Source organism: Streptomyces sp. NPDC001750 (genome assembly GCF_042892615.1).
Classification (GTDB): domain Bacteria; phylum Actinomycetota; class Actinomycetes; order Streptomycetales; family Streptomycetaceae; genus Streptomyces.
The window spans coordinates 14611-37799 of record NZ_JBIAUE010000035.1 but is presented as its reverse complement, the minus strand read 5'-3'; the positions used below and the strand labels follow the sequence as shown (position 1 = coordinate 37799).

Genomic DNA, 23189 nt, shown 5'->3' with positions numbered 1-23189 from the left:
CCGAGCCGGTCCCGACCGGGGGTCAGGCGAGCTCTCTGACCACCGAGAGGTACTCGATGATGGCGTCCCGGTTGCGGGTCAGGCACTGGATCCGGCGGGTCATCCGCTCCGTCTCGGATTCCAGGGTGTCGAGCATCTCCGGGGTGGCGTCCGCGAAGTGGATCGTCCGAGGGGTGTCCAGACAGGGCAGGATCTGCTTGATGATCCGGGTCGGCAGCCCCGCGTCCAGCAGCCCCCGGATCTGCAGCACCCGGTCTACCAGGTAGTCGTCGTAGTCCCGGTAGCCGTTCGCCTCGCGACGGGGGGTGATCAGGCCCTGCTTCTCGTAGTAGCGCAGCAGGCGCGGAGTGCTCTCCGTCAGCCGAGCCAGTTCGCCGATTCGCATGTGACCGTCCTCACGTCCTGGCCGGGCCGCCCCGGACTGGACCTTGACATCCGTGTCAACGATAGACGATCGGCCCATGTCGACGAACGAACTCCGTTCCCCCCACCTGTCCGATGGCGCCGCCCGCGAGCTCGCCCCGACTGCCCTGGCCGGCGTTGCTGGCCCTGAGCACCGCCGGGTTCGTCACCCTGATGACGGAGGCCCTGCCGGCCGGTGTCCTGCCTGCGATGAGCACGGACCTCTGCGTCAGTCAGTCAGTCAGGCGCCGGACAGTCCGTCACGCTGTACGCGGTGGGCTCCATCACGGCCGCCATCCCGCTGACCGCCGCCACGGCCGGCTGGCCGCGCAAGCGGCTGCTGCTCCTGGCTGTGGGCGGCTTCGCGGCGGCCAACGCGGTGACCGCCGTCTCCGGCAACTACCCGCTCACCATGGCCGAGCGCTTCGCGGCGGGCCTGGTCGCCGGGCTGCTCTGGGCGCTCTTGGCCGGGTACGCCCGCAGCATCGTGGCACCGGAGCAGCGCGGACGGGCGATGGCGGTGGCGATGAGCGGCTCGACCGTCGCCCTCTCGGCGGGGTGCCGGCCGGCACCCTGCTCGCGGGTGCTGCCGGGTGGCGGGTCGCCTTCGGGCTGATGAGCGTGATCGCGCTGGCCCTGGTGGGATGGATCGTCGTCAGCGTCCCGGCCGCTCACGGCCGTGACGAGCACGACCGCCCGCCGCTCCGGGAGGTGCTACGGAGCCCCGGCGTGGCAGCCGTCCTGGGCGTCACCGCTGCCTTCGTCCCCGCCCACAACTGCTCTACACCTACGTCGCTGCACTGCTCGAACCGCTGGACCTCGAAGGGCGGACCGACACCGTGCTGCTGGTCCTCGGCCTGTCCTCGCTGGTCAGCATCCTCGCCACCGGGGCGCTGATCGACCGGCACCTGCGCACCCTGACCCTCGCCGCCTGCGGGCTCCTCGCATTCGCCACCGCCGTCCTCGCCGCCGCCCTGCTCACCTCGGTGCCCCTGGCCCGTCTACGGCGCCGCCACGCTCTGGGGCGTCGTGGTGGTCGCTGGCCCAGTCGATCCCGCAGGTGACGGTCATGGCGTCGTGTTCGTCCTCTCAGTCGGGGGCGTGCTGCTGGTCGCAGCCGTGCGGGGGCACGCGTCTCCCCAATGGAAGGGCTCGATGGCCCTGCATCCGATCAGCCGTTCGTGACCCCAGCCGGCTCCAGGGCCCTCGGTCTGCTCCAGAACTCGGCGGCTCCAGGCGTGGTGAGAGGTGATCCCTGTGGGCGGCTCGGACCACAAACCTCAACGATCCGATCACCCGGGGGAGGCCGTTGCCTTCACTGTGACGGGATCGGGCTTGCCCGCCCGCTCTGGGAGCCAGCCGAGCCGCAGCCTTGACCGAGGGCGCCGGTGCGCGGGACGGTCATCGCGCAACTAAGCGCAACCGACTCGATACGGGAGCACGCGATGACGTTACGGTTCGTCGGGATCGACCCGAACACCGGAGGCGAGGGCTCGCCCCCGGTGTGGGTGGAAAAGGAGAGCTCGGACCTGATCTTCCAGGGTGAGAAGGCCGACGTACTCCTCAAGACCGAGGTCGGCTCCACCCAGTGGGTGCCAGGCCACCGCGGGCTACCTGGCGGCCGCCGTCGTCGGAGGCGCGCTCACCGAAGCGGCGGTCGTCACCGCGGTGTCGTCCGCCGCCCTGCACTACCCGGCGGCATCCCCTTGGACAGGCTGGCTGCAGGAGCTGATCGGGACCTTCGGGATCTACCCGCTGAACATCCTGCCGAGGACCGCCCGCCACCTCTTCACGTACCTTCTGCCCCTGGCCTTCGTCGCCTGCCTTCCGGCCACCGCGCCGCGCGACCGCCGTCCCGCCCCCGGTATCCCCGGGTGGCTGGTGACCGTCTCCCCGTTGATGGGGCTGGCCCTCTACGCGGCCTCGCGCCGCCTCTGGAAGCTCGGCCGCGTGCGGACGGCCGCTCATACGCCGACGCTCCCACGGAGGCCGGAGCGATGGAACCGGTCGAGAGCGCGGAGATCACGGGCAGCAACCGGTGCCTGTCGGAGTTCCAGCCCGCGGTGCTCCTCGACCACTGACCAGGCTCGACGAGCAGAACGCGACCCGGCTGCACAACGCCGCCCGGCTCGACGACCGGTTGAAGCGGCTCGGCCTCAAGCCGCAGGAAACGGCGGCCGGCACGACGTTGCGCACCTACTACTCCTATGTCGTGACGCTCGACGAGGGGCTCGCGGCCGACATCGACCTGCACGCCGTGGGCGCGGAGCTGACGAGATGGCTGGGGACGCCCGTGGGCCGCTGCCACCGCCCGCTCGACATCAACCCGCTGTACCGGCCGTCGAGCCGGGCGCGGATTCGCCGTGCGGGACCGGAGATCCTCAAAGGGCTGGCCGCGTACGATGCTTCCGACCGCGAACTCGATCTACCGCCGTGCCCTCATGCTCGAGCACGCCGCCCTGCTGGGCACCCACGACCACATGGACGGCGTCGCCGACGCGTTCGCCGCGGTCCTGGACACGGCGCCTCGCTCGTGATGCCCACCGTCCTGAACCGCGATGGCGTGCTGAACGCCAACCGGCCCGACCACGTCCTCACGACCGAGCAGTGGCGGTGGCTGCCCGGAGCGCTCGACGCGTGCCGAAGGCTGAGCGAGTCGAGCGGCGGCCGGATCGCGGTGGTCACGAACCAGGCCGCCGTCGGTCGCGGTCTGCTCCCGCCGTCTGGGCCGGCGGCGATCCACCGGCGCATGACCGAGGACCTGGCGAGGGGCCGGCGTGGCGCGGCCGCCGGTCCTGCACTGCCCGCACCGCCCGGAGGCGTACTGCTGGTGCCGCAAGCCCGCGCCGGGGATGGTCCACTCAGCCGTGGCCTGGTTCGGCGTCGACGCCGAGCGGACCGTGGTGGTTGGCGATCACGTCTCGGACCTGCGGGCCGCACAGACGGCGGGCTGCTGGGGCGTCCATGTCCGAAGCGGCCAGGGCGTGGCGCCCGTGTCGGGCGGGCCCCGGTACCTCGGAAGCTTCCCGGACCTGTCGGCCTACGCCGACACCGTTGAACAGCGAAGGACTGCTCATGCTCCTCGAAACTGAAGCAACGCTCGAAGCCGTCGCATCGAGCCTGCGGGACCTGCCGTTCCCGTGGAGCGGGGATCCCGTCGAAATCGTCGGCTGGGGCTTCTCGAACGTCGTGCTCCGGGTCGGCACCGACGTCCTCGTCAGGGTGCCACGCACTCCCGAGGCCGAGGCCAGAAGCACGCACACTGCCGAGGTCCTGCGGCGACTGCCGCCCCTGCCGCTGGCCGTCCCCGAGGTGCTCGGGATGCTTCCGACCGGGCCGCGGCTGCCCTTCGGCGCACTGCTTCTCAGGAGGCTGCCGGGCGCTGTCGTGGACGACGACGTCGCTCGCGCGGACCGTGAAGCGTTCACCGGCGACCTGGCCGCTTTCGTCTCGGCGCTGCACAGCTGCGGCGACGAACCGCTGCTGGGCGTCCTCGGGGCGGACGGGGCCGGACGGGCGATCGACGCCCTCGACGCCGGGACGGCCGCAGCCACCGCGGACCGGCTGGCCGGGCGCGAGCGGCAGGTGTTCGAGCGGTGGGCCACGGCCTACCGGCGGTGGCTCGCCGGTGCCGAGGTCGTGCCGATCCACGGCGATGTCTGGCCCGGCAACCTCCTGCACACCTCCGGGAGGCTGTCGGGCGTCCTGGACTGGGACGAGGCGAGGGTCGGCCCGCGGGCGGTCGATCTGTGCGGCGTCTGGTACCTGGGCCGCGACTTCGCCGAGGAGATGGTGAGTGCCTACGCGGCCCGGAACTCCTGTGACTACGAGGTCCTGCACGAGGAGACCAGGCTGGCCGGAGTCCGACGTGAACTGCGGGGCGTCACCTGGTCCTTGCGCCACGACGACCCCGAGGAACTGGAGGAGTCCCTGGACAAGGTGCGGCGGTCCCTGCACGAGTACCTGCTCCCGCCCGCCTGACACGGCCATCGCCCGCCCTTCTGTTCTCGGCCGTGGTCGGAGCGTTGACACCGGATCTACGAAACGGAGACTTCTGTGCGTGCCGCGATCTGCGACTTCCCGAGCCGATACGGATTCCCCCCTCTCGGCTACGGCGGCATCGAGCGCTGGCTGTGGGCCGTCGCCGTCGGAGCCCGCCGGGCGGGAGCCGACGTCCATCTGCTCGGCACCCAGTGGGACGTCGATGCGGGCGGCGGCTGGAACGTCCGGTCCGTGCGCCTCCAGGACCTTTCACCGGGCTCGGCCGAACTGGCCACGATCCCTGCGTAGCGCTACGACCTGATGATCACGATCCACAAGTACCCGCGGCCTGCGCCACCCAGGCGGTGGCCGGGCGTGCCGTGGCGCCCAGAACCCGGATCCGCCGACTGCCGTGCTCGATCACTGCGAGCACGTACATCCGTGCCCCGGACAAGGTGACCGTCTCGAAGAAATCGCACGTCAGCAGGGCGTCGGCCTGCGAGCGCAGGAAGTCCGCCCACGTACTTGAGTTCCGTTGGGGTGACGGATCGATCCCGGCCTCCCTCAGGATCTCCCAGACCGTGGAGGGGGCCACCGTCACGCCCAGCACCAGGGCACGGATGGAGCGCACGGTACGGGGCCGCCCCGAGCGCTTCGGCTCGGACTCGGCGGCGTGGCGGCGGGCGACCAGGTCGCGGTGCCAACGTAGCACCGTGTCCGGCCGGACCAGCAGCCGCAGCCTGCGCAGCACATCCCGCGGCAGCCGGTGCAGCAGCGCCGCCAGGAACGCCCGGTCGCTCGGGCTGAACCGCACCTTCTCCTTACCGAGTTGGAGCTCCAGCACCGACAGTTGGTGGGGCAGGGCGAGGATCTCCACGTCCTTGTCCCGATCGCTCATCGGTAGCAGGCGCAGCATGGTGAACGCGTTCGCCATGCCCAAGTAGGCCAGTCGCAGCAGCACGGTTGGTCATCATGCCGCGTTGATCGATAGCCGCGCGACGGCGCAGAATCGACCGACCGCGCTCGACATCCCGTACACCCCGCACACCAGCTCCGACCAGGGCGGATGAGGTTATCGGCAAGCGCAACGTTGGACAGGCCGACACGTGCAAAGCCAGCCCTGGTCGGGCGCGACGGCGATGTGGTTGTGTTCCCGCCCGGAGCTGGCGAAGAGGACGAGCGGGGCGAGGCGATTACGCAGTGCCGGAATGCGGCTGGCCACCGGGCAGATGACCGCGTCCGGCTTGCCGCGCAGGTGTACGGGCAGGCCCATGGCGAATTCGGGGAGACCGTCGCTAGTGCCGGTCACGGCACTAGTGCCGCGGCAGGCAACGTTTGCCCGTCAAGGAGCGCGTCCGGTACGTGCTCTCGGTGTGCCGGCCGGAAGCCCTCGTACTGGATGTACTTGGGATTTCGGCCGGTGCGGTGAGAGGGCGTGCCGGGCGTCGCGACGGGGCGAACGTTGCCTGATGCGGCACTAGCAACGCCGAGGTAGGCGCCGGCCTCGTGGTAGACGAACTCCACTACCGGTTTGACCGGGGCCTTCTGGCGCTGGGGTTCGGTAACAACAAGCCCACCCCTGCGCGGCCCATGTTAGGCGAGCGTGAATTGGTCCATGGCGCGATTTCAGCCGAGGGTGCCGGTGCCGCGGACGCGCCCCTTGGGGATGGGGCCGTCGCGGCCGACGCTTCGTCAGCTCGGTCGATCCGGTGCGGCCGGGGGCAGGAACGCGCTGAGCACCGTGCGGATGCCTGGTTCGGGGTCGAACTCTGCATCTGGCATAACGATCTGATTGAACATCAGGCCATCGAGGTAGTCGAAAAGGATCCTGCAGTGTTCCCGCGGTGCGGGCGACCCGAGGTCCGCCAGCCACTTCGAGGTCAGTTCGATCATCGATTCGCGCGCGCGGCTCAGCGGCTCGCGCACCGCAGGGCGGACGATGCCCTCGAGCGTCAGCGCGTAGCGGGCGGTGGTGCGGTGCCGGGCGGGGCCGAGCACGTGCTGGACCGTCCGGGCCAGGGCGCGGGCCAGCCCCTCGGGGTCGCCGTCCACGGGGGTGGCCGCGAAGCGCTTCCAGTCGCGGGCATCGAGCGCCTCGAGGTGGGCCACGACGCCCGTCACGAGGAGGTCGCGGCTGCGGAAGTGGTTGGACGTGGTGCCGGCCGGCACCACGGCCGCCTTGTCGACGGCCTGGTACGTCAGGCCGCGGAGGCCGCCGGTGCCCAGCACCTTCACGGCTGCGTCCAGCACCTGATCGCGCCTGCCCGGCATCCGCGCCCGCTTCTCCATCGGCCTGTCGTGTCCTCTACTATAAATATAGTACTCCTACTACAAACATAGTAGCGTGGTGGCATGCCCAGAAAAGCGATCATCGTGGGCGGCGGCATCGGGGGCCTTGCCGCCGCCGTGCATCTGCAGGCCGACGGCTGGAACGTTGAGGTACACGAACGCGCCCCCGCGCCGCCCGGCACCGGCACCTCGCTCGGTCTGTGGCCCGGCGCGCTGCAGGCGCTTGACACTCTCGGCCTCGGGGATACAGCCCGCCGGCTCGCCCGGCCGGCGCGTTACGGCACCTTCGTACGCGCCGACGGCGGCCTCATCGGGAACGTCGACATGGCCGCTCTGCGCCGCCGCACCGGCGACGCCGTCCACGTGACCGCCCGGCCAGCGCTGCTGCAGACGCTGGCTGCCGCGCTCGCCGACGGGGTCGTGCGCTACGGCTCCGCAGTGACCGACGTCCGCGAGCTCACCGGCTACGACGTGGTCATCGCCGCCGACGGCCTGCGCAGCCGGGCCCGCACGGTGCTCTTCGGCGACGCGCACCGCCCCCGCTACTCCGGCGTCACCGCCTGGCACGGCACCGCCGACCTCGACACCGACGGGATGACCGAGACCTGGGGGCGGCGCGCCCGCTTCGGCGTCATCCCGCGCGCGGGCGGCCGCACGAACTGGTTCGCGTGTGCCCCGGCAGCCGAGCGCGTGCCCGTGCCCGGCGGCGATCTGGCAGCCCTGCAGGCGTGGTTCGGCGACTGGCACCCCGGCGTGCGCCGGGTGCTGGACCACCTGGCGCAGGCCGGCGGCACGGGCGTGCAGCGCAACGACCTCTACGACCTCGCCACGCCCCTGCCGAGCTACGTCAGCGGCCGCATTGCCCTCATCGGCGATGCCGCCCACGCGATGACCCCCGACCTCGGCAGGGGGGCGTGCGAGGCGCTCGTCGACGGCGTCACCGTCGCCCGTGAGCTCACCGTATGCGCGCGCGTCGAAGACGCCCTCGCCGCCTACGATGCGGCCCGTCGCCGCTCCACCCAGCGGCTCGCGCGCGCCGCCCGGCTGATGAACCGCGCGGTGCACACCCCGCGTCGGATCGCGCCGGTACGGAACGCGGCCATGCGGCTGTTCCTGACCATCGGCAGGCCACCGGCCTGACTCCCGCCAGCCGCATCCTGCACCACCGCCTCCGGGCCAGCCCCCTAACGGGCTGCCCCACGATGGATGTTGGAGCGTGCTGGCCCCGGCGTTCGCTGATGGCCGATGCAGCAGGCCGTCGTGCTGACGGGCACGAGTTCAGTGCTCGGCCTACGCCGGGTGGCACGCCTGGCGGCACGGTCGGAGACCAGGCCAGCGATGGCCCGGCGCGTGTTGCCGTAGTCTTCGCGGCGTCCGGTGTACCGCTGGAGCGGCTGCCACTGCCTGTGTTCGGCATTGGCATGTTCGACGCAGGTGCCGGCGGGAGGACTGCCGACGTCGCATCTCGCGCCATCCACGCCGCTCGGTCAGCGGCGCGTTGTCGAGGTCCTTCGGCTTTCTCGGGGGTGCTGTGACCTGGTGGGCGAACTCGTTGGCCAGACCGCGATAGCCCTCGCCGACCTCGGCTTTCACCGTCGAGTGCAGCCGCAGAGGCCCGGCGATGCCCTCGGTGCGGATCGCCGTCGGCGCCGGGCCTCCGAGGCGGAGGCCCGCAAGCAGGTCCGGGTGCCGGTCCCGACGAAGCCGGCGGTTCGGAAACATCTGAACCGGATCAAGGGCGACTCCCGCACACCTGACCTGCCCGAGGAGCCCTCGGACCGGCGAGGCCGTGCCCGTGGTGGCACGAGGTCAACACCTACGCTTTCCAGTCGGCGTTCATCGACGCCGACCGCGCCTGGGCGAACTGGCTGGACTCACTGCGCGGCCACCGCGCGGGCCGCCGCGTCGGCTGCCCCCGGTTCAAGAAGAAGGGCCGGGCCCGCGACGCGTTCAGCCTCACCACGACGTCAAGAAACCCTCCATCTGCACCACCGGGCACCGGCGGCTGCGCATGCGCGCCATCAGCGAGGTCCGGCTCCACGACTCCGCGAAACGCATGGCACGCCTGGTTGATACGTCCCGGCTTTGCCAGGGCCGCTTGCCACCCTTTCCGGCACCTTCCGGGTCGGGCTGCCCTCAGCTTCAACCGCCCTGCTGCGACAGGACGGCGGTGGCGTCCTTTCACCGCCACTCGAACAACTCGCGCTTCACGGCGCACCTATGTCTTTCGTCAAGCCCGAGCTGGTCATGCGGTGACCGCTTCGGGGAGGCGTGATTCGTAAAAGGTTCCGTCACGGAGCGTGGCGAACAGGACGCTATGCGGTGGCGGGCCAGGCGGAGGAGGGCCTGTGTGTGGGTCTTGCCCCCGGCCCCGGCAGCGGTCGTAGTAGCTGCGGGAGGCGGGGTCGTGCAGGGCGGCGAACGCGGACAGGAACATCGTCTTCTGCGACGAACTGCTGAGAGGGATCGGGCAGACAGCACCGACGACATCGCCCTGCTCGCCCTGCGACCTACCCCACCGGCCGGCGCCTGCCATCTGGGAGGGCCAGCCGTAACTACCGCATCCAAGGAGGCAGCGCCTGCCGGAGGGCAGGGTTGGCTTTGTTCACTTCAAGCGACAGTGTTTGTTGATCTGTTTCAGCAGCAGTCGATGCTCGGCATCGCGGTGGGTGTTCATGAGAAATGACGGCACTGCGGCTGAAGGAGCCTGACACGATAGGCCGGCCGCCCCTGGAATCGTTCTTCTTTCGGTTGGCAGCTTGGTCCTTCTTTTCGGGGATGACTGCCTTGATGTGGCGATTCCGCAGGTGGGTGCGGTTGCCGCGGGATGAGTAGGCCTTGTCCCCGGCGACCGTGGCCGACTGGGTGCGGGGGCGGCCGACGCGCCCGCGGACCCGTATCTTGCCCAGCACGGGGATGAACTGCGGGCTGTCCGCGGCCTGGCCCGCGGTCAGGACGAACGCCAGCAGGTGGCACTTCCGGTCGGCGGCGAGATGGACCTTGCTGGCCTGCCCGCCCCTGGAGCGTCCGAGAAGGGCGGCCTTCAGCCGGATTTTTCGCCGATGGCGGATACGCCGCCGCTCCCGCTCGGGATCGGTATCGGTGTCCTGTCCGTCTTCTTCTTCGAGGCTGCCCCTTTTGGCTTGGCCTTCTCCGCCTCGGCGGCAGCCCTTCTCAAGGGCAATGAGGACGTCCTCGCCCAGGTGCATCCCAGCCGCGTCGTGGTGAGCGCGCGTGGCGGTGGAGTCGATGCTGACCAGGGACAGGTCAACCTCACCCCGCTTCGCCGCTTCCGCGATCAGGCCCTCCAGCAGGGCCTCGAAGACGCCCGCGTCACGCCACTGCCGGAAGCGGTTGTGGACGGTCGACCAGGCGCCGAACTCCTGCGGCAGCTCCCGCCACAGTCCGCCGGTCTTGAACCGCCAGATCACACCCTCGAACCGTTGCCGTAACCGCTCGGGATACGGGCCGTACTCGCCGATCGGCAGGTGCGGCCCGACGAACTCCGATTCCTCGTCAGTCAGTCGCGCTCGCGTCACGCAAGAAGGTCTACCGACCCGGGCCCCGCCCCGAGAGCGAATCCCACAGATTGATCAGGACTCGGTAGGCACCCCACTCGGTCGGCTCCTGCGTCACCGAGAATTGATCAAGGGTGCGTACCTCGCAGTGCCTGATCCGTCCGGTCTCCGGCGCTGATTGCCCTCGTGCGTGCCGGTGGAGCTTGCCTACTGTGTCCGTGTGAGTGACGTGACGAGCGGGTGTGCGGGACGGGTGGTCGTGCTGGTGCTGCCCGAGGTGAACCTGTTGGATCTCGGCGGCCCGGTACAGGTCTTCTATGCGGCAGCCCACTTGGGCGGCTGCTACCGGCTGGAGTACGTCGCCGAGACCGGTGGGGTGCGCTCGGCGCAGGGGCTGGAGCTCGCCGGGCTCCAGGCGCTTGCGGCGACGCAGGCGGGACCAGGTGACCTGGTGCTGGTCCCGGGGCCACGGCTGACTGGATCCGACCGGCTGGTGTCGAGCGCCGCAGTGCGATGGCTGCGGGATGCCTATGACGCGGGGGCGCGGGTGGCGTCGGTGTGCAGCGGCGCCGCGGCCCTGGGAGAGGCGGGGCTGCTGGATGGCCGGTCGTGCACGACGCACTGGTCGCTGACCGGAGCGATGCGCGAGCGGTATCCGGCAGCCCGGGTCCGCGAGGCGGCCCTGTATGTCCACGACGGGCGCATCAGTACCAGCGCGGGCATCTCCTCCGGGATCGACCTTGCGCTGTCCCTCGTCGAACGCGACCACGGCCCGGAACTGGCCGCCGCCGTCGCCCGTGAACTGGTGCTCTATCTACGGCGGGACGGCGATGCCGCCCAGATCAGCCCTTTCCTGCGCTACCGCGACCATGTGCAGCCCGCCGTGCACCGGGTGCAGGACCACCTGGCTCAGAACCTGGATGCCCCGCACTCCCTCGACGAGCTCGCAGCCGTTGCCCATCTGTCGCCGCGTGGTCTGACGCGGGCCTTCACCACAGCCACCGGGATCACTCCGCTGGCCTACCAGCGCCGGCTGCGCCTGGAACGGGCCCGTGCCCTGCTGACGGACACCGACCTGACGGTGGAGACGGTCGCTGCCCGGTGCGGCTTCCGTGACGCACGGCAGCTGCGCCGTCTGGTCACCGAGAGCTTCGGCATTCCGCCGTCCCGGCTCCGCACGCAGTTGCGCCCCGCCAGCTGAAACGCCCGCCGGGAACGGCTCCTGACGCCTTCCCTCGGCCAATTCCTTTCTTGTTGTCCCTATGGGGGCGGTTGCGTGTGCCGCACCGCCATCGATCAACCGTTTTATGGAGGTATGTCGTGTCAAGGTTGAACAGGAGGCGCCGGGCGGTCCGCCGTGCGGGCTGGGTGCTCATGGGCGCGGTGCTGTCGGTGGCGTCGTTCGCCGGGATCGCCTTCGCGGGGGTGAGCACGTCGATGGCGGACAGTTTCGCGCCCGCGCCTGCCGCGTCGGACGCGGGTGCGTGGCCGACCCCGCGGGCCGTTCCGAGCGGCCGGATCACGGTGGCAGTGGTGGTCAGCAACGAGGGGTCCGTGGCTACCGACGTGATGGCGCCGTACCAGGTGTTCGCCGAGTCGGAGAAGTTGTTCGTCTACACCGTGGCAGCCGAACGCCGCGTCTCCCCGCTGTCCGGCGGGGCCCAACTCCTGCCCGACCACACGTTGGCCGAGGTGGACAGGGGAGTGGTCCCCGAGCCCGATGTGGTGGTCGTGCCCGCGGTGACCGACCCGGCCGACGCCAAGGAGGCGCGGCTGCGTGACTGGATCGTGGAGCGGCACCGCAAGGGTGCCCGTGTTCTGGGAGTATGCGCGGGCTCGGAGCTGCTGGCGGCCTCCGGCCTGCTGGACGGTCGGAACGCGACCTCGTTCTGGTCCAACATCAGCTCCCTGAAGCGCCAATACCCCCAGGTGCACTGGAAGCGCGGCCAGCGATATGTGGAGGACGACCGGGTCACCACCACCGCCGGCGTCACCTCCGGCACGGTCGGAGCCCTGCGGGTCGTGGAGGAACTCGCAGGCAAGGACGAAGCCACCCGAATCGGGAAGGGCCTGTCGTATCCGGGCTGGACTCCGGACGGGCCAACCACGATCCCGGCAAACCACCTCACCCCCGGCGACCTGCCGTACGCGCTGAACGCCGCGTTCCCCTGGCTGCGCTCCACGGTGGGGATCGGCCTGGTCGACGGCGTCGATGAGATTGACGCCGCAGCCGCCTTCGAAGCGTACGGCGGGGTGTCCTTCAGCGCACGTACGGTGGTCCTCGGCAGCCGTGGCACAGTCACCACTCGTCACGGCCTCGTCCTGATCGCCCAGCCGACAGGTTCCAGCTCCCACGGAGTAGACCGCTTCGTGGTGCCGGGCGTCGCGGACGTGTCGGCTGTCGACACGTCGCTGCGCACCTGGGCCCACCGCAACAAGCTGGCCGTCGAACTGCCCGGCGGGGGACGGCATGACGGTGAGTTCGGCTTCGATCCTGTCCTGCGTGACCTCGCCCGCCACAGCGACCGCTCCACGGCCCGGGTCACGGCGAAGTTCTCGGAGTACCCCTCCTCCCACCTGACGCTCACCGGGGCGGCCTGGCCCTGGCGGTCGACCCTGCTGGCCGTCGCGGCGGCCGTGGTCAGCGTCGGTGCGGGGTTCCTTCCGACGGCGATCCGCCGGGCTGTGCGGCACCTGCGGGCAGCATGACAGCGCGTCGCACCTCACGGGGTGCTCTCCCAGCCCACAGCCCCTTACCGGCTCGAACCCGACACCGTTGATCACGACTCAGGACGGTCCGTGACGCCGCCATCCTCCTGCGCCGTCTCGCAGCCGTCGGGGTACGCGCCGGCGTATCGGAGATGAGCCGCCGTCACGACGTCGAGAGGGGCGGCCGGTGACCAAGGACCATACCTCCGATACGCCCGGCACACCGTCGATGCCCCAGCAGCCCCCGGACGTCGCCTTCAGCGCTTTCCACCAGATGAACCGGGCGGAGTACGTGCGCTACGCGGAGACCCTGCTGCATGACCGGCACGACGCCGAAGAGGCGACGGACAGCGCATTCGAGCAGCTTTGCCGCAAGTGGGACCAGGTCCTGCCCAAGGAGAACCCGGCCGCCTCCGCCTGGACCATCCTGCGCAACAACGTCATCGATCACGCCCGGGCCCGTGACCGCCGCCCTCCGCCGATCGACGACGCCGCGTTCGACACCGTTGCCCTGCGCGATGCGATCGATCCGATGGGACAGGTCACCGAAACACTCGCCCTCCTGCGGGCCTTACGTCAGCTCACCGAACGCCAGCATGACGTGATGGTGATGACCTACCCCCACGGCCTGCCCGCGACCGCTGCCGCACCCGTCCTCGGGATGACCAGTGCCACCGTCCGCTCCACCATCCGTCGCTCCCTGCGCCGTCTGAACGAGATTCTCGGCCTGGACCGCACCACCGTGGAAGGACCCAGGAAGACATCGACGCCGCCGAAGCCCCACTCCTTGCCCGGCTGGAAACACCGCCTCCTGGTCGGCCCCCGGCCCCCGCGCCCTCTGGACCAGCAATGCTCCCGGAGACCCCGGAACACGACGCGGCGCAAAACCTTCAGACCCTGTGCGAAACGATGGTCACCCGTACTGGCCTGCACCCCCTGGACGACTTCATCACCCCACGTCTTCCCGAACCGCCCGGGGCACAGGTGCTCGGCGGCATTCTGCAGCTGGCCGAATCGGAGGAAAACGCCCGCTTCTGGTGGCAGTACGCCGTCGGCGCAGGCGACCCTGCCTCCTCGTACTGCCTCCATCTTCACCACCTGGCCCTCGGAGAGCGGAGCGAAGCACGTTGGTGGCACCAGCAGACCGAACTCGTCCAGGAGCCTCTCCCTGCCACCGACTCCGCCGGGGGTGCACCCGTCAAGCCTGCGGACGACGTTCCCGCAGCCGTCACCGCCGCACTCACCGAAGTCACGTCCACCAGCACGAACCTGCTACCCACCGCCCTACGCATACTCGGCGCACTCAAATCCGAAACCACATCCCTGCCCGCTGCTGTCGACGCGGTCCTCGACTACGTACCGGCGGCCGTCGGCTACGTCGATGACTTCGACCCTCCCCTTACCGACTCCGACTTCACCGACCACATCCGTACCCTGACCGCGGACACCAGCCCGCCCCCGCCGCCAGACCTGTGCGCAATCACCTCCAACGCCGCCCCAGAGGATCTGGACGTGGCATCGCCGGGGCACGCCGCCACGTCCTCAAGAACGCCTGGGCGTGGAGATGAAAAGCAGGCCCTTCACTGCTCGACAGGCAACCAAGGTACGAGCCCTCGGCTCTTGGCTACCTCGCGATGGCGACCGAGCCCAATTGCCCAGGAAGCCTGCGGACCGGCAGCGCCTAGAAACGCGGTCACCCACGTCATGGAGCACGACAGCAAGGTCGTGACAGTTGGCGCAGGGGCGGAACCGCCCCCGCCGGCCGGTCCAACGGCACTACCGATGGTGGGGCGGGCCGGGCGGGTGTGGTGGCGGGGGCGGGATGGTGGCGATGCCGGGTGCGGTCTCGGGCCAGACCAGCAGGAGGGGGCAGGGGGCGTGGTCGATGATGAAGCGGCTGGCGGGGCCGAGGCTGCGGGGGCCCAGGCGGGTGCGGTCGCCGTCGCGGGCGAGGACGAGCAGGTCGGCGCCTTCGGCAGCGGCGACGACTTCCCGCTCGACGCGGCCGGTGCGCTCGGTCCGGGTGCAGGGACGGCCGAGACGCTGGGCGGCGTCGGCGAGGAGCTGGCCGGCGGAGGCGGTGGCCATGTGCTCCAGCGTCGTGCCGGGGTCGCGTTCGGGGTGGCCGCGGCCGAGCAGGCCGGCGAACGCGCCGTGCGCCGCGCCGGGGATGTCGGCCGGGGTGATGTGCAGCAGGACGATGTCCGCGCCCTCGGGGGCGTGGGTGCGGGCGGCGTCCACGCAGGCGGGCCAGGTGCCCTCGGCGATCCAGACCACCACGGCCATGGGGTCAGCCTCCTCCGATTGCGGTCAGTGAGACCCACAGTGCCAGTACTGCGGCGCCCAGGCTGGCCGGTACCGTGTAGAGGCCGAGCCGGGTGAACTCTTTCAGCTCCACTTCGGCGTCGTGGGCGTGGACGATGCGCCGCCACAGCAGGGTGGCCAGCGAGCCGGCGTAGGTGAGGTTCGGCCCGATGTTCACCCCGAGCAGCACCGCGAGGACCGCGCCGGGCCCGGACGGGGCGGTCAGCGGCAGCAGCACCAGCACCGCGGGCAGGTTGTTGATCACGTTGGCCAGGACGGCGGCCAGCGCGGCGATGCCCAGCAGGGCGGGCAGGCCAGTGCCGCCTGGGATCAGGTGCCCGAGGGCTGTGTCGAGGCCGTTGTCGACGACGGCGCGGACCACGATGCCCAGGGCCAGCACGAAGGCGAGGAACGGCACCGCGCTCGCGCGCAGGATGGCGACCGGCGTGGTGCGGTGCTGGGCCAGGGCGCGGACCGCGAGGACGGCGGCGCCCGCGAACGCCGCCCAGGCCGGGTTGATCCCGAAAGCGGAAGTGACCACGAACCCGGCCAGCGTGCACACCACCGTGGCCAGGGCGAACACCGGCACCTCACGCGGCTCGGCGCCGGGCGGGGCCGTTGCGCCGGCGTCCAGGTCGGTGGCGAAGAACCGGCGGAAGACGACGTACTCTACGCCGATGGCCACCAGCCAGGGCAGCACCATGAGGGCGGCGAACCGAGTGAAGCTCAGCCCGCTGGCCGCGAACGCCAGAAGGTTGGTCAGGTTGGAGACCGGCAGCAGCAGGGACGCGGTGTTCGACAGGTGGGTGCAGGCGTACACATGCGGCCGGGACCGAGCCCCGAGCCGGGCGGCGGTGGCGAACACCACCGGTGTCAGCAGCACGATGGTCGCGTCCAGGCTGAGCACGGCGGTGATCACCGAGGCGAGGGCGAACACCTGCACCAGCAGGCGGCGCGGCTGCCCGGCCGCGGTGCGGGCCATCCACGCGCCGCACGCGTGGAACAGCCCCTCGTCGTCGCACAACTGGGCCAGGACCAGCACGGCCGCCAGGAACCCGATCACCGGACCAAGCCGGGCGGCCTCGTCAACCGCATGGGCCGGTGAGATCGCCCCGGTGGCGATGACAACGCCGGCGGCAGGGACGGCGACGACCGCCTCCGGCCAGCCGAACGGGCGGATGACCGCGCACGCCAGCACGACCACAAGAAGAACGGCGGAAAGAACCTCTGCCAGCGCAGTACTCACCGCCCTATCCTCTCCGGCCGGGCGCCTGGCTCTTGCAGAGACACAGCCGCGTCCAGTTCAGGCGGCCGTGCCGAAACCGGCCGTGGTCAGGTCCTGCTCACGCAACGGGGCGAAGTCGACGTCGAGCTCCAGGACGTACGCCCCCACGCTCGTACCCGGCCTGACTCTTCATGTCACCCAGTACGCCGACGCCCCCATCGAGCGCTGGACCACCCCACGACCCCCGGACACATCCACGCCGCCTCCCCCCGGCCCTGCACCGAGACCGGGGCAGCTACGCCGTGGAAACCGCAGTGCTCGGCCCGGCGATGATCGCGCTGCTACTCCTGATGGTGGCGTTCGGCCGGATGATCGACGCCGAAGGAGCCGTGGACTCCGCCGCCCGAGCTGCCGCCCGCGCCGCCTCCCTCGAACGCGACGCGGGCAGCGCGCAGGCAGCAGCGCGCACAGCAGCCGCACAGAGCCTCGAAGGGGAAGGAATCACCTGCCAGACCTCCAGCGTGTCGGTGGACACCACGGGCTACTCGCTCGACATCGGAACCGACGCCACCGTCACCACGACCATCGCCTGCACCGCGAGCCTCGCCGACATCGGCTTGCCCGGCCTGCCTGGCAGCAAGACCCTCAGCGCCTCCTGGACCAGCCCCGTCGACACCTACCGGGGACGCCAATGACCCGCCAATCGGCAGCCACCCGCACGGCGCCGAAGTCCCATGACCGCGGTTCGACCACCGTCTTCTTCGCCCTGTCGACGATCGCGATCCTGATGGTCATAGGCCTGCTCGTCGACGGCGGGGGAGCCCTCAACGCAGGCAACCGCGCCACATCACTGGCCCAGGAAGCGGCCCGTGCCGCCGGCCGGCAAATCACCCGGCCCAGGCGATCGAAGGCACCGCCATCACCATCGACCCAGACGCTGCCGTGAGAGCCGCCCAGGACTACCTCGCCGCCGCCAACGTCCAGGGCACCACCGCAATCACCGACAGCGGACGCAGCATCACCGTCACCGTGACCGACACCTACCACGCCCACTTCGCGCAGCTCACAGGCCAGGGAACGATCAGCGTGACCGGAACCGCCACAGCACACCCGCAGACCCAAGCCGACGGAGGCTGAGCCGACCATGGCCCACCGCACCCCGCCCTGCTGCGCGCCCTCGGCGTCCTGCTCCGGGCCTTGGCCGGCCTCGCTTCCCTGGCCGCCCTCGTCATCGGTGTCCCGTGGCTGCTGCTGACCGTCGGCCACCAGCCCACCGAACTCGCCAGCGGTATCGACCTCACCGCACAGGATGACAGCACCCTTTTCCTCGTCGCCCTGACATGCATCGGCTGGGCGGACGGCGGGTTCGGAGGGCGGCCCACCAACTGGTCCAGGGCACAGCGTCACTGGATGACCCCGCCCTCGACCAGTACTGGACAGACCGTCGTCGCAAGAAGGCGCCCCGCCGATGGACAAGATCAGTCTCCATCTCGCGGTACGACAGAAGGGCCTGTGCCCGCTCTGCAAACAGGCGCTGATCGTCGGAGCCGAGTATGAACCGGACAGCCCACGCGAGTGGATCAACTGGTTCGCGGCGACGAAGAAGATGCTTCACAAGCATCACTTCACATACCGGCAAGACGGCGGCACGGACGAGCGGAGCAACCTTCGCCTTGTGCACTCCGAATGTGGGCGACTGCCTGAGCTTCCAGGAGCCCGAGCTGATCACACGGTTGCTCGAGGCCCAACGGAAGCGGTTGCCGGCTACGAAAGTCCCGGAGGACCCGCTCGCACTTCACAGACGCACTCCGTCGGCCCCGAACGGCATCAGCGGGGGAACGGCGGTTCAAGGTGCCGCTTGTGGGGATCGGGCCCTGTCGGTGCAGGCTTGTAGGGTCAATGCATGATTGATCGCGCAACCTTTTCCCCCTTGGTGTTTTTCGAGTACGACCACAAGCCGGGCACGTTTTGCCTGATTTTGAGTGACAGCCACATGGTTGCCCATGACGATGTGTTTGGCGAGTTCGGGCAGTACAGCAATGGCTACGGTTGGGAGGACGTGGCCAAGTCGGCCCTGTGTGCCCGCGCTCCGGAACTGGCCGGCCGACTCAACTGTGACCTCAACTTCGACTCCGAGGCCGGTATGTTCTGCGCCTACGGAGAGGATGTCGATGTCCTCAAGGTCCTGGGGCAGCTTTTGCAAGAGGCATGGCGGGACCGATCCGTACTCAGGGAATATATTGCCTAAAAGGGCGTTTCATCCCGTTGGGTAGTGTTTGGTGAGTCATGCGGTGCCAGCGGATTTGGGCCGCGCACGGAGGGGTGTGAGGATCCGCTCGTGGAGTGCGATGTGTGCGGACGAGCGATGTGGCGATGGCCGGCGCTGCCGACTCTCTGGCAAGACGAGATCTGATCCCGTCCCTGGTGCCAGGCCGCCACCCATGTGGGTGGCGAGTGGTTCGAGGTCTCGCGGTCACCTTGCTCGCCCGTGGAGATGCGCTGGGAAAGGCCCGCCGCGGACGGTCTTCTCGTCGACGTCTCCCACGCCTTCGGCATCTTCGGCGCAAAGAAGCGCGATAGGGGGCGTGTTGGGATCAGATAGGAGGGAAGGGATCGAAATGGATCCTCGAGGGCGGACACCCGCCCCGCCTGCCACAGCAGAAACCTGTTGCATCAGCCGACCCGAAACGATCCGTCACGTGAAGTGCAATGAAGTGCCCACTAACGAGGCCGTAAGTGGTCGGCTCTGTAAATCCTTCGGGGGTTGACTCCGGAACCTGTGTCGTGCGTGGTGCCGGGGCAGGTGCTGCCGTGGGAACGGGGGTTGTGACGGATCTTGTGAGCCACCGCCGCATTTCAGAGGGGCACCCCGCTGTTCTGCCAGCGGCGAACCCCGGCCCGACCGGACTCGACGATCACTACGGTTCAGTCTCATGACGACGATTACCACGCGCACGGTCCAGTACCCGGCCGACGGTCTGACGATGATCGGGCACCTCGCGCTCCCGGCCGGTGCCGACCGTCGGCCCGCGGTGCTGCTCGGACCAGAGGGCACGGGGCTCAGCGACGTCGAGCGCCGCCGGGCCGATGCTCTCGCCGAGCTGGGATACGTGGCGCTGGCCTTCGACCTTCACGGCGGGCGCTATTTGGGCAACCCCGAGGAGATGCTGGCCCGTTGCATGCCGCTGCTCGCCGACCCCGACCGGATGCGGGGCATCGGCCACGCGGCGCTCGATGTGTTGCGCGCCGAACTGCGGACCGACCCCGACCGGATCGCCGCCGTAGGCTACGGAACCGGGGGCGCCGTCGCGCTCGAACTCGGGCGCGACGGCGTCAACCTGCGCGCGATCGGGACAGTCAACGCGACTATCACGGGCCGACCGGGCGAGGCAGCGCGCATTCGCTGCCCGGTGTGGGCCGGGGTCGGGTCGGAAGACCCGATCATGCCGCCCGCGCAACGGGACGCGTTCACCGCCGAGATGCAGGCCGCGGACGTCGACTGGCGCCTCGTAGTCTACGGCGGCGCCTTGCACGCCTTCCACCACCCGCCGGTCGACCACCCCGTGCGCCCCGGCGTCGGCTACCACCCACGGCACGCACAGCGAGCCTGGCGCGACGTCATCGACCTGCTCGCCGAGTGCCTGCCCGTGACGGAGTGATCTGGTCAGTCCAAGCTCGGGCGCCCGCTGACCGCCGCGATGCCTGGGCTCCACTGCCACGGCAGGCGGGGAAGGCTGCGGCTTGCAAGTGATCCACTTCGGGCGATCGGCTCGCCCGCCATGCCCCTCCGCACTGCCTGTCCGATAGCCCCGAGTGCCGCCGAACGCGCGCGGCTGAAGACGATGGCCTACGGCCACAAGACCGAGCACCGGCTGCGGGTGCGTGCACAGGTGGTGCTGCACGCCGCGCGCGGACGCTCCAACGCGCGTATCGCCCAGGGGACGGGGCTGCACCTGGACACCGTGCGCCGCTGGCGTGACCGGTTCGCCGAACAGGGCTTGCCCGGACTCAAAGACGGTCAACGCTGCGGCTGCCCGCCGGTGTTCACGCCGCTGCAGGTTGCCGAGGTCAAGGCGCTGGCCTGTCGGCTGCCCGCCGAGAGCGGAGTGCCGCTGTCGCGCTGGTCATGCCCGGAACTGGCCTATGAGGCCACCCGGCGGGGGCATCGCCGCGTTCGTGTCGGCGTCCACCGTGCGCCGCTGGCTGGCCGACGACGCGCTCAAGCCCTGGCAGCACCGCTCCTGGATCTTCATCACCGACCCCGACTTCCGCGCCAAAGCCCAGCGTGTGCTGGACCTGTACGCCCGCACCTGGCAGGGCACCCCGCTCGACGCCGACGAGTACGTCATCAGCGCCGACGAGAAGACCTCCATCCAGGCCCGCTGCCGCTGCCCCTCACCCTCGCCCCGGGCCAGGCCCGCGCGATGCGGGTGAACCACACCTACGGACGCGGCGGCGCCCTGGCCTACCTGGCCGCTTACGACGTCAACGCCGCGAAGGTGTTCGGCCGCTGTGAGAAGACCACCGGCATCGACCCGTTCATGAACCTGGTCACCCAGGTCATGAAACGCGAGCCCTACGCCAGTGCGAAGCGCGTGTTCCGGTCGTGGACAACGGCTCCTACCACCGCGGCAAGAAGGCTGCCGACCGATTGTCGGCCGCCTTCCCGAACGCGGTGCTGATCCACACCCCAGTGAACGCTTCCTGGCTGAACCAAGTGGAGATCTACTTCTCCGTCGTGCAGCGCAAGGTCGTCCACCCCAACGACTTCACCGACCTTGCTCAGGTCAGGGACCGGCTCCGAGCCTTCGAAGACCGCTACAACGCCACAGCACAGCCGTTCCAGTGGAAGTTCACCACCTCCGACCTGGAAGATCTACTGGCCAGGCTCGACCGGCACACCGCCGATCACCAGGAAGAATCCTCTGTTGGACGGGCAACGTGATCAACCCTGAAGGATTTACGGAGCCGACCACTTACGACCTCGTCGTGGACGAGGTCGTAAGGGATAAAACACCCAGTCCTACCTTCCAAGCGTGGGTCTGGGGCGGTCACTCGCAAGATCGTCGGGCCAAGGGTTCCAGGTGTGGCGCTGAGTGCCTCGCGGGGGTTGGTCGGTGAGCCGGGCGTACGGTGCGCCTACCGGGTACGCGCCCGGCGTACGCGACCTGCACGAAGGCCGACGGCGCGGCGTCTGCACGTCTCCTGCGGGTGCTCGAACGAATGGCGCGAGGCGGCCACCTTGCCGAATCCCGGCCACGCCCAGCTCGCCGTCGGCCAACCTCGCATCCCGTTGCTCCGCGCCACGGCGGCCGCCGCCATTGGGCGACGGCTGAACGCTTACTACTGGCTGGCCCAGGCTTTCGACCAGGCAGCCATCGCAGGCGAGTTGCTGGGCAGGAGTGCCGACGTCGCACATGACCGGACAGAAGCCGGGCTGGCCCGTTCGCAGCTCACCTGACGTGGTGGCGGGCAGCGGGCACCGGTACCAGGAGGAGGGCGCCCGATACCGGGGCCGCCGCCGATCACGGTGCCGACAGGGCCGAGCCCACGCCGTCGGCACACACGAGACGGCGACGACGGCGGGCGGCTCCCCGCACCCGCCGGCATCCTGGCCCGCCTGTCCCCGCCTAAGGGCTGTCCCGTAATCCGTGGCGGATCGGCGCGCGGCGTCAGATGTGGTGCATCGCAAGGCGGAGGGGCGCCCGCATACGGGACGTATGTGGGCGTTCCGACAACGCGGCGAGGTGCCGCGGCTGTCGTCGGGCGCCCGTCAGGGATTACGGGACAGCCCTTAGGGCCAGAACACGGGCGGCCTCATGTCCTGACAGTTGCTGTTGGTGGCACCGGGGGCCGCCGTACCCAGGCATACCCAGATCGACATGCTGTTCAGATAGCCGCTGAAGCCCCACGTGGTCGCCCCCGAGGTGGCAGTGGTGTCCGTCGCGCGCAGCGTCTCGAAGTTGGTGCCGTCCTGGTACTGACCCCGGACCCAGAGGCGCGCCGCGACGCCGTCACCGCTGACCAGGTCCTTGACCGAGTTCCAGCCCGTCGTGGTCTCGAAGTAGCCGTCGTCCCGCAGACACCACCCGGTCCTGGCATACGCGCCGTTCTGGCCGTACTGGTTCTTGACGTTCACGTCGTCGGCGTAGCAGATGGACGACACGGCAGCGGACGTCCCGGGGGACATCGCGGCTGCAGCCTGGGCGGGTACTGCGGTCGTCGCGACGGCCAGCGCGGCTCCGACGACGAGAGTGCTCTTGAGTCGCATGTTTCCTCCCTCTCCTGCGTGTGCAGGGGGTCAGTAGGCGTAGTGATGGAAGCCGAGCGGTGTGTCGTGGATGTTCAGCAAGGACGTACGCCTGGAAGTAGCGGCTATGGCGCCGCTTCCGCAACGGCCATGACCGGGACGACGGATCAACCTGCCGCCGAGCGGAGGGCAGCCCAGGTAGCCGAGCCGACTTTGCCGTCGACCGCCGGGTGTGCCCCCGTCATACCGTTCCATGCGGCCTGGAAATCCTTCACGGCACCCAGCGTTCCGCTGCCGAAAATCCCGTCCAGCTGCAACCGGTAGCCGACCCTGATGAGCAGGCACTGCACCTCGAAGACCCTGCTACCCGTGTCGCCGTAGACCGTCAGCACGGACCCGGTGTAGTAACCACAGTTGTAGGCAGCCGTGCTGCGCGCGACAGGGGCGGCGTGCGCTGAAGCCTGGACAACTGCCCCGCTCGCCACGGCGGCGACTGCCGCCGCGAAGGCCA

Annotated in this window: 24 protein-coding genes and 7 pseudogenes; 22 read left to right on the top strand and 9 right to left on the bottom strand. The window is 69.9% G+C overall.

Going from position 1 to position 23189, the window contains the following annotated elements:
• Positions 1-22: 22 nt before the first annotated feature.
• Complete coding sequence (locus ACFYY6_RS33700) at positions 23-385, bottom strand: MerR family transcriptional regulator (RefSeq protein WP_351525627.1); 363 nt, start codon at positions 383-385, stop codon at positions 23-25.
• A gap of 261 nt (positions 386-646) precedes the next feature.
• Between ACFYY6_RS33700 and ACFYY6_RS33695 the strand changes: the two are divergent.
• From ACFYY6_RS33695 to ACFYY6_RS33660, 8 genes and pseudogenes are all read left to right on the top strand, one after another.
• Positions 647-1018, top strand: a pseudogene (locus ACFYY6_RS33695) (MFS transporter); the annotation flags it as partial.
• Between the two features lie 223 nt (positions 1019-1241).
• Positions 1242-1466: a hypothetical protein gene (locus tag ACFYY6_RS33690; RefSeq protein WP_389197122.1), complete on the top strand. Its 225-nt coding sequence runs from the start codon at positions 1242-1244 to the stop codon at positions 1464-1466.
• 381 nt (positions 1467-1847) lie between these two features.
• Positions 1848-2030 (top strand): annotated as a pseudogene (locus tag ACFYY6_RS33685) (hypothetical protein); the annotation flags it as partial.
• Positions 1945-2289: pseudogene (locus ACFYY6_RS33680) on the top strand (ABC-2 family transporter protein); the annotation flags it as partial. The pseudogenes ACFYY6_RS33685 and ACFYY6_RS33680, both read left to right, overlap by 86 nt.
• Before the next feature lie 515 nt (positions 2290-2804).
• Positions 2805-2939: a hypothetical protein gene (locus tag ACFYY6_RS33675; RefSeq protein ID WP_351525631.1), complete on the top strand. Its 135-nt coding sequence runs from the start codon at positions 2805-2807 to the stop codon at positions 2937-2939.
• A 315-nt stretch (positions 2940-3254) separates the two neighbouring features.
• Positions 3255-3494, top strand: coding sequence for an HAD hydrolase-like protein (locus ACFYY6_RS33670; protein WP_388653331.1), 240 nt, complete (start codon positions 3255-3257; stop codon positions 3492-3494).
• On the top strand, positions 3478-4383 hold the full coding sequence (locus ACFYY6_RS33665) for a phosphotransferase family protein (RefSeq protein WP_388653308.1): 906 nt from the start codon (positions 3478-3480) through the stop codon (positions 4381-4383). The genes ACFYY6_RS33670 and ACFYY6_RS33665 overlap by 17 nt, the downstream gene beginning before the upstream one ends.
• A gap of 75 nt (positions 4384-4458) precedes the next feature.
• Positions 4459-4692, top strand: a complete 234-nt coding sequence (locus ACFYY6_RS33660) for a hypothetical protein (RefSeq protein WP_351525633.1) — start codon at positions 4459-4461, stop codon at positions 4690-4692.
• Between the two features lie 34 nt (positions 4693-4726).
• Here ACFYY6_RS33660 and ACFYY6_RS33655 read toward each other — a convergent pair.
• Both ACFYY6_RS33655 and ACFYY6_RS33650 read right to left on the bottom strand, forming a co-directional pair.
• Positions 4727-5344 (bottom strand): annotated as a pseudogene (locus ACFYY6_RS33655) (integrase); the annotation flags it as partial.
• Positions 5345-6075: 731 nt separating this feature from the next.
• The gene (locus ACFYY6_RS33650; RefSeq protein ID WP_351523069.1) at positions 6076-6672 is read right to left on the bottom strand and encodes a TetR/AcrR family transcriptional regulator; all 597 of its coding nucleotides are present in this window, start codon (positions 6670-6672) and stop codon (positions 6076-6078) included.
• 63 nt (positions 6673-6735) lie between these two features.
• Between ACFYY6_RS33650 and ACFYY6_RS33645 the strand changes: the two genes are divergently transcribed.
• Entirely contained in the window at positions 6736-7812 is a 1077-nt protein-coding gene (locus ACFYY6_RS33645) for an FAD-dependent monooxygenase (RefSeq protein WP_389197120.1), read from the top strand.
• A 1105-nt stretch (positions 7813-8917) separates the two neighbouring features.
• Here the strand turns inward: ACFYY6_RS33645 and ACFYY6_RS33640 are convergent.
• Positions 8918-9118 (bottom strand): annotated as a pseudogene (locus tag ACFYY6_RS33640) (IS110 family transposase); the annotation flags it as partial.
• Positions 9119-9386: 268 nt separating this feature from the next.
• A pseudogene (locus ACFYY6_RS33635) lies at positions 9387-10211 on the bottom strand (transposase); the annotation flags it as partial.
• Positions 10212-10410: 199 nt separating this feature from the next.
• On the opposite strand from ACFYY6_RS33635, the gene ACFYY6_RS33630 reads away from it, so the two are divergent.
• From ACFYY6_RS33630 to ACFYY6_RS33620, 3 genes are all read left to right on the top strand, one after another.
• Positions 10411-11391 (top strand): helix-turn-helix domain-containing protein, encoded by a 981-nt coding sequence (locus tag ACFYY6_RS33630; protein WP_351523073.1) that lies wholly within the window; start codon positions 10411-10413, stop codon positions 11389-11391.
• A 119-nt stretch (positions 11392-11510) separates the two neighbouring features.
• Complete coding sequence (locus tag ACFYY6_RS33625; protein WP_351523075.1) at positions 11511-12899, top strand: DJ-1/PfpI family protein; 1389 nt, start codon at positions 11511-11513, stop codon at positions 12897-12899.
• Positions 12900-13128: 229 nt separating this feature from the next.
• Positions 13129-14337, top strand: coding sequence for a sigma-70 family RNA polymerase sigma factor (locus tag ACFYY6_RS33620; protein WP_389197146.1), 1209 nt, complete (start codon positions 13129-13131; stop codon positions 14335-14337).
• 338 nt (positions 14338-14675) lie between these two features.
• Here the strand turns inward: ACFYY6_RS33620 and ACFYY6_RS33615 are convergent, their stop codons facing one another.
• Together ACFYY6_RS33615 and ACFYY6_RS33610 are read right to left on the bottom strand one after the other, a co-directional pair.
• Complete coding sequence (locus ACFYY6_RS33615) at positions 14676-15185, bottom strand: universal stress protein (protein WP_351523079.1); 510 nt, start codon at positions 15183-15185, stop codon at positions 14676-14678.
• Between the two features lie 4 nt (positions 15186-15189).
• Complete coding sequence (locus tag ACFYY6_RS33610) at positions 15190-16449, bottom strand: SLC13 family permease (RefSeq protein WP_351634109.1); 1260 nt, start codon at positions 16447-16449, stop codon at positions 15190-15192.
• Between the two features lie 281 nt (positions 16450-16730).
• Here ACFYY6_RS33610 and ACFYY6_RS33605 point away from each other — a divergent pair, with 281 nt between their 5' ends.
• The 10 genes and pseudogenes from ACFYY6_RS33605 to ACFYY6_RS33560 all read left to right on the top strand — a co-directional run bounded on the left by ACFYY6_RS33605 (position 16731) and on the right by ACFYY6_RS33560 (position 21889).
• Positions 16731-17123 (top strand): TadE/TadG family type IV pilus assembly protein, encoded by a 393-nt coding sequence (locus tag ACFYY6_RS33605; RefSeq protein ID WP_389197117.1) that lies wholly within the window; start codon positions 16731-16733, stop codon positions 17121-17123.
• Positions 17120-17374: a TadE family protein gene (locus ACFYY6_RS33600; protein ID WP_351634104.1), complete on the top strand. Its 255-nt coding sequence runs from the start codon at positions 17120-17122 to the stop codon at positions 17372-17374. Before ACFYY6_RS33605 ends, ACFYY6_RS33600 begins: the two co-directional genes overlap by 4 nt.
• On the top strand, positions 17371-17565 hold the full coding sequence (locus tag ACFYY6_RS33595; RefSeq protein ID WP_351634101.1) for a hypothetical protein: 195 nt from the start codon (positions 17371-17373) through the stop codon (positions 17563-17565). Before ACFYY6_RS33600 ends, ACFYY6_RS33595 begins: the two co-directional genes overlap by 4 nt.
• 331 nt (positions 17566-17896) lie before the next feature.
• Positions 17897-18322 carry an HNH endonuclease gene (locus ACFYY6_RS33590; RefSeq protein WP_351634098.1) on the top strand — a complete coding sequence of 142 codons (426 nt, stop codon included), beginning with the start codon at positions 17897-17899 and terminating at the stop codon, positions 18320-18322.
• Positions 18323-18331: 9 nt separating this feature from the next.
• Positions 18332-18676: an immunity 51 family protein gene (locus tag ACFYY6_RS33585; protein WP_351523089.1), complete on the top strand. Its 345-nt coding sequence runs from the start codon at positions 18332-18334 to the stop codon at positions 18674-18676.
• 685 nt (positions 18677-19361) lie between these two features.
• The gene (locus ACFYY6_RS33580; RefSeq protein WP_351523091.1) at positions 19362-20087 is read left to right on the top strand and encodes a dienelactone hydrolase family protein; all 726 of its coding nucleotides are present in this window, start codon (positions 19362-19364) and stop codon (positions 20085-20087) included.
• 39 nt (positions 20088-20126) lie between these two features.
• Positions 20127-20531: pseudogene (locus ACFYY6_RS33575) on the top strand (helix-turn-helix domain-containing protein); the annotation flags it as partial.
• Between the two features lie 40 nt (positions 20532-20571).
• Positions 20572-20862 (top strand): hypothetical protein, encoded by a 291-nt coding sequence (locus ACFYY6_RS33570; RefSeq protein ID WP_386610127.1) that lies wholly within the window; start codon positions 20572-20574, stop codon positions 20860-20862.
• 172 nt (positions 20863-21034) lie between these two features.
• A complete protein-coding gene (locus ACFYY6_RS33565) occupies positions 21035-21373 on the top strand; it encodes a transposase (RefSeq protein WP_389197114.1) in 339 nt (112 codons plus the stop codon).
• A gap of 297 nt (positions 21374-21670) precedes the next feature.
• On the top strand, positions 21671-21889 hold the full coding sequence (locus ACFYY6_RS33560; protein WP_386610104.1) for a hypothetical protein: 219 nt from the start codon (positions 21671-21673) through the stop codon (positions 21887-21889).
• A gap of 333 nt (positions 21890-22222) precedes the next feature.
• On the opposite strand, the gene ACFYY6_RS33555 is transcribed toward ACFYY6_RS33560, so the two are convergent.
• Together ACFYY6_RS33555 and ACFYY6_RS33550 are read right to left on the bottom strand one after the other, a co-directional pair.
• Positions 22223-22699: a hypothetical protein gene (locus ACFYY6_RS33555; RefSeq protein ID WP_351634086.1), complete on the bottom strand. Its 477-nt coding sequence runs from the start codon at positions 22697-22699 to the stop codon at positions 22223-22225.
• Between the two features lie 146 nt (positions 22700-22845).
• Positions 22846-23070: a peptidoglycan-binding domain-containing protein gene (locus ACFYY6_RS33550; protein WP_351634083.1), complete on the bottom strand. Its 225-nt coding sequence runs from the start codon at positions 23068-23070 to the stop codon at positions 22846-22848.
• Positions 23071-23189: the final 119 nt, after the last annotated feature.